The organism is Shewanella sp. GutDb-MelDb (assembly GCF_002836075.1).
In the GTDB taxonomy this organism is placed as follows: domain Bacteria; phylum Pseudomonadota; class Gammaproteobacteria; order Enterobacterales; family Shewanellaceae; genus Shewanella.
Genome location: NZ_PJBM01000221.1, coordinates 1 through 6219, shown reverse-complemented (window position 1 = coordinate 6219; position 6219 = coordinate 1). Strand labels below are relative to the sequence as shown.

2 protein-coding genes are annotated in these 6219 nt (G+C 43.3%); both read right to left on the bottom strand.

Translation table 11 applies throughout. The features are described 5' to 3' along the window. Positions 1 to 1242: ABC transporter transmembrane domain-containing protein (locus tag CXF82_RS10680; protein WP_257982771.1), on the bottom strand; the 1242-nt coding region annotated here is incomplete at its 3' end. A gap of 94 nt (positions 1243 to 1336) precedes the next feature. After that, on the bottom strand, positions 1337 to 6219 hold a 4883-nt coding region (locus CXF82_RS10675), incomplete at its 5' end, for a beta strand repeat-containing protein (RefSeq protein WP_145991684.1).

Below are 6219 nucleotides of genomic sequence, written 5' to 3'. Positions count from 1 at the left end.
ACCTAATATTACGACGAAAATAACAGAAGTCTGCACCACGAATGTCGCGACATTCGTGACTGAAGTTGAAATCTTTTTAGATTTTAACTGCCAGCTAGCGGTATGCCCGATCATCTGTTGCCAACTTTTTTGAACTAAGCCTTCGGCACCACTTGATTTGATAGACTCTAGTGATGAAAGTGACTCGATAAGATGACCATGTTTTAAGCCAGAGAATTTATTACTTTCTTCTATTGCCGCTTTTAGTTTTGGCTGCATAATCAAGGTGTAAGCAATAATTATAAAACTACCGACCAATGGAATAAGCGCAAGATCACCTGCGACTAGGTAGATAATGGTCAAAAAGAATAGCGCAAAGGGCAGATCGACTAATGTGGTAATGGTGGCAGAGGTGAGAATATCTCGAATACTGTCAAATTCTCCGAGTTGCTTGGCCATACCGCCCACACTTGGCGAACGTTTTTCTAATGGAATCCCGACGGCCTTTGCGAACAGTTGCGAGGAGACGATAATATCGACTTTCTTACCCGCGACATCGATTAAGTAACTGCGTAACTGACGCATTACCAAGTCAAAGATATAAGCTATGCCCGCACCTATCGCTAATACCCATAAAGAATTAAATGCTAAGTTAGGCACGACTTTGTCGTATACATTCATAATAAATAGTGGCGACACCAGTGCGAATAAGTTGACTAATACTGATGCGATTAAGGCGTCACGATAAATTGGGGCAGAGTCTTTAAGTGTCTGTAATAGCCAGTGAGATTTGTTCTCGTGAAGGTGGACATCAAAGCCCATATCGCCACGATACTCCTGTTTAACAAGAAACAAGTAGCCCACATAAAGCGCTTCGAGCTCTTCAATTGACAGTGTTTCTTCACCGCCGGTTTCAGGTAACTGGATAATCGCTTTATCGTGCTCAACATCTAGCTCTCGAAGTAGGCAGGCTTTTTTATCTTTCAGCAGCAAAATACACGGCAGTAAAATTGGCGTTATTTCATTGAGTCCCTTACGGGATAGCTTAGCTGCTAAACCTGCTCGGCTGGCTGCTTGAGGCAGTAGCTCTGGTGTTAGGACATGCCCTTGCATAGGCAGGCCTGCCGCCAGAGAGTCGCTGGAGCAAGGGCTACCGAAGTATTCAGTAAGTAAAACTAAACTGTCTAGCAATGGATCAACAATAACGCGCTGAGATGCTGAAATGGTCCATTGCTCAGTTTTCTTAGAAGCTGAAACTGTCACCTTGGGGACTTATCCTTAAGATTTTATTATGTATTGTTTGTTAGTATCGGCCATGATGGCCTATTTATCCACAGGCCATCATCCCACTAAGTGCTTAAGGTATGATCGTGAAACCTTGTGCCCAGAGTTCTTCATTTAGCGAGTCAGGCATATTGACAGCTGCTGGGGCTGCAGAGTCACCAGTAGAGGTACCTACAATTAATGGGCCCTCACCATTGCTGCCTAACAGCCCTGTAATTATTTGGGCCTCACTCGAGCCGAACTCGGTAAATAGGTCAACACCGTCGAGCACGATATGTTGATCGAAAACTCCATCGTTGTTGGTATCGATATTGATTGAGGTACTCCCGTTTTCATCAGTAAAGCTGATGTACTGCGAAAGTTCATTGACCGTATCTCCTTGAAGAATATCACTTAGGTCAAGCTTATCTTCCAACAGGCTAAAGTCGGTAATGTGGTCGGTAGTCTCTGTACCGTCGACGGAGTTAGCACTCCAAACAAAGGTATCTTCTCCATCGCCGCCGGTCATTGTGTCATTGCCCAAGCCACCAATCATACTATCGTCTCCGAGGCCACCAATTAAGGTGTCGTTACCTAGACCACCAATTAAAGTGTCATTACCGCCCTGGCCGAAGAGAATGTCGTTACCTTCATTACCATTGAGAGTATCAATGCCGTCATGGGTTTGAGACACATCAAACATGGCTGTATTAACAGAAATAAAGGCATGAATATCCTGTACTGAGACTTCGTTAGCTTCGACGTTAGTTTCTTGAGCAACCAGTTTTTGCAGAGCTGTAAAGCCTTGACCATCAATGCCAGTAAATTGGGTTAAATCACCAAAAATAATGTCATTACCTAAGCCTCCGGTTGTTTGGTCATCTCCTTGTAATAGGTTAGTTTCAGACCCAAGTATAACGCTAGCTAAATTATCGACACTAATTTTAGCCCTAACTTGTCCATCACTGTCGTATTGAATTAAATCAGCTGCATTTAAGTCATTTTTAATACCAACAGCCTCGACGATAGATAGCCCATTTAATAAGTTAAATGCAGCTTGAGGATTACCGCCTGCGTTATGTTTGCCGTCAGTAATGAAGTAAGTAATATTGTTTCCAGCATTACTTGTCACATCGTTGCTGCTAAACCAATCTCTTGCAGCATTAAATGCATCAACATAGTCTGTACTGCCACCATTGGTAATCGCGTTCCAAGCTGCATCGGTGCCAGATTCTAGTGCGCTGATATCTAGATCTTTAATATCTACAGAAAGACTTAATACAGCAGACCCTGAAAAATCAATTACAGCGACGTTAACTACCCCAGAATTTAGCCCTGATGCAGATGCAAGAAGTGTTTTAAATACTTCAATCAATTGCTCTTTGGCTGCATTTACAGCTGTTGTTCCCATGCTACCAGAGGAATCAAGAATAAAGGCGATGTTGTAGTTTTCACCTGGAACAATTTGTAAGCCCGTTGTATCACTGACGATGATGTCATGGTCGTTACCGCCTTGGATGTCATTGTTACCGTCAGTCCCAGATACAAAGCCATAATCTCGTGTAGGCAAAATATCAAAGTAAACGGTTGCGGTATCAGTTAAGCCACTTGGATCGGTAATGGTGTATTCATAACTAGCAGAACCCGTATAGCCTACATCTGGGGTAAACAAAATATTGCCATTTACATCCAGTGATACGCTGCCATGCTCGGCATTGCCCACGCTTTGAATCGTAATTAGATCGCCATCAACATCGCTATCATTGGCAAGTATGTCTGCTGCATTAAAGGTGTACGGTGTATCTTCGAGTACTATTATACCGTTAGCTACAATCTGATCTCCTAGTGGAGTGTAACTACCAATTTGCTGGTTAGTATTATCAAACAGACCAAGTTCAATATTTAGTTCGTAAGCTCCCCCTTGATCCCAATAGATGATTTCAATGGAATGTGCGCCAGCGGTATCGATATCGAAATAAATATGGCCACTGTCACCAGGATAACGGGTACTTGATGCCTGGTTCTTAGATACTTCAGCAACCACCACTCCATCAATTACAATAGAGTAGCCGTCGTCTGCAGTGACTTTTAGACCATATGTTCCAACATCAAGTTGTACTGCACCTTGCATGTGCAGTATGGCGTCAGAACTGTTGCCTGGGTCGTTACTCAGACTCGCGGCGTCACTACCGAGGAAATCTTGTAAGCTAGTCCCTGTACCTAGATTACCCCCGCCTTTTGCATAATTAAGGCTTGTGGCAAAGAAAGATGCATCTGCATCATTACTGTTGATAAAGCTGCGAACCTGACCCACAGACGATAGGTTGCCACCATCAGTACCATCATTGTAGCTGTAGTACGTAGCGCTTAAGCCAATGCCAAAGTAGTCATCCGTCGCAACTGGAGGCTCGTTAACATTTGTTAATTCTATATTGACCGTTGCTGTATCTGTAAGCCCTGTTAAATCGGTGGCAACAACATTTAGGGTAAAGACACCTAGATCCGCATCATCAATGTCTTTATTGAGGGATATTTCACCAGTGTCGGCATCGATTGTGAATACGCCATCAGTCAATGTGCCGTTAGAAAAGCTGTAACTTAGGTTATCATTAGTATCTGGATCGTCGGCAATCACTGAACCGACTAGAGTGCCGCTACTACTTCCTTCAGGCTTAAATCCAAAGTCATAGTTATCGACATTTGCCGAATCTCCCTCAATATCAGTACCTGACCTAAACTCTGGCGCTGAATCTCCTTCGGTGACGGTAATTGTAAGTACCGCTGTTGCGCCAGTATTAGTGGTATAGGTGATATCAGGGACTTGACCATTCCAATTAGTATTAGGGACAAATATGTAGCTACCATCCGACTCTAAAGCAAAGCGACCTTCATTAATGATAATGAATGTTGCATTGGTGGTATAGCTTTGGCCTGAAACAGTAAAGCTAGTTACAGTGAAGTTACTATCAGGATCAATATCATTGGTTAGTACATTACCCGTAGCAGTTGAGCCTTCTGCAATGGTGGCAAAGTCATCAACAGGATCTGAGTAATCAACGACTGATACTGTCAGGCTTGATTGCGCAGTGGATCCTAAAGCATCAACACCCAGAATACTTATACCACTGATAACTAGGTTTTCAGTGTTCACATTGTGAGGGAAGTTTTCTAGTAACTCCGCAGTTACTGTGACACTTCCCTGCTCACCGCTTTCAATTCTTGCCCAGTTTAGTGTTAAACGAATAGACTCTTTACCTTGGAATGTACCTATAAGTTGTCCTGATTCATTTAACGACCAGGAAATATTAGCATTAACCCCAGAGACTTGAATTGCATCTGTATCTCCAAATTGGAATGCTGTAATAGATTCACTGCCTGACTGGAAGCGTAAAGATTGTGTATCTGACTCACTCCCATCATTATTTAAATCTACTTCGCTCAATAGAGAAAGCGCGTTTTGGGTTAATGCTACGGGTGCGCTTATAGGTGTAACAGGTGCGTCTAGGACAATATCGATAGTCCCGGTGCTGCTATCTCCATCACTATCAGTAACCGTCACGTCAATTTCTAAGTTTACATCTTCAGTTGAGCTAACGATGTTTTCAGCCGAAGTACCGGTAAACTGGAAGTTGTTATTGCCATCAGCAGGGCTTGTTGAAAGTTCAAGATAACTAATCGAACCTAAGTTGCTAATGAGCCCACCACTGGCAATGTCACCCTCTCCAAGAAGATTTCCATCAGCATCGTAAGCTTTATAATGTACAAGATTAGCCCCGTCGAACTGAACGGATGCGGATGCCACATCATTGGCATAATCAATAACAAGGTTCTCTCCTTGATCAACGGAAGCATTTTGTACACCAAAACCATTCGTGTTGCCATTAACTGAGGAAGATACTCCCCCTGAGCTTGATGTCAGGGTAAATGCCATCTCATTGCCTTGAGCTACATCATTAATATCATTATCGATATCGTAGCTAGTGCCATTATAGGAAACATACACGGCAGGTGTATTGCCACCCGCACCGCCAGCCATATTAACTAAGGTTACGCTTTCAAGCTGATCAATAGATTGAGTAAGATTTAGTTGATAGTTGTCGTTATTTGGATCCATTGATAACGTGAAGATTACAGATTGATTCGCATTACTGGCATCATATGCAGAGGGGTTGCCACTTATATCGGAATAAGCAATAAGAATGCTTGGATCGCTAGGGTCAACAAAGTAGAAGATCGTTAAGCCATTCGATGTCATGCCTGAATCTGCAAATGTAATTGTAGAGCCATTCCAGCCAGCAATATTAGCACTCAGATCGGCGCTATAATCTTGATCTGCCCCATCAGTTGTTAATAGGCCTGTGTATATTCCCGCGGCGTTAGTGCCGGTAATATCTGATGGTGTTAGAGTCAGTTCAGCATCGATAACATTTACTTCGACAGTTCCAGATGCGACGGCACCATTACCGTCAGTAGCTATGACTTCTATACCGCTAACGACTAGTGAATCAACGGCGACACCATGAGGTAAATTGTCTAATAAAGTGACTGATACCGTCACTGAACCAGTATCCCCAGCTGCAATCGTAGTGCCTGATAAGCTAAGTTGTAAGATGGGTGAACCATCTAGACTACCGATTAAATTACCAGAGCTATCAACCGTCCAAGTTAAGTTTCCATCAAGTCCTGTCACACCGATATTAGCCAAACTACCAAAAGCAAACAAGCTCACAGCGGCAACACCAGCTGTAAAGTTCAAGCCATTCGAATCTGAATCTGTAGCACTACCAATCGTATCTGAGTCATCAACTGTGAGGGAGGTGGAATTCCCTCCAGAAACATTTGGCATTACGGTGATGTTGACCGTACCGGTGTCGATGTCACCATCTGCGTCAGTCGCGATGTAATCAAAGGTGACAGGGCCGTAATAGTTGTCTGTCGGCTCAAAGGTCATGCTGCCATCGGCGGCAATATTCACCA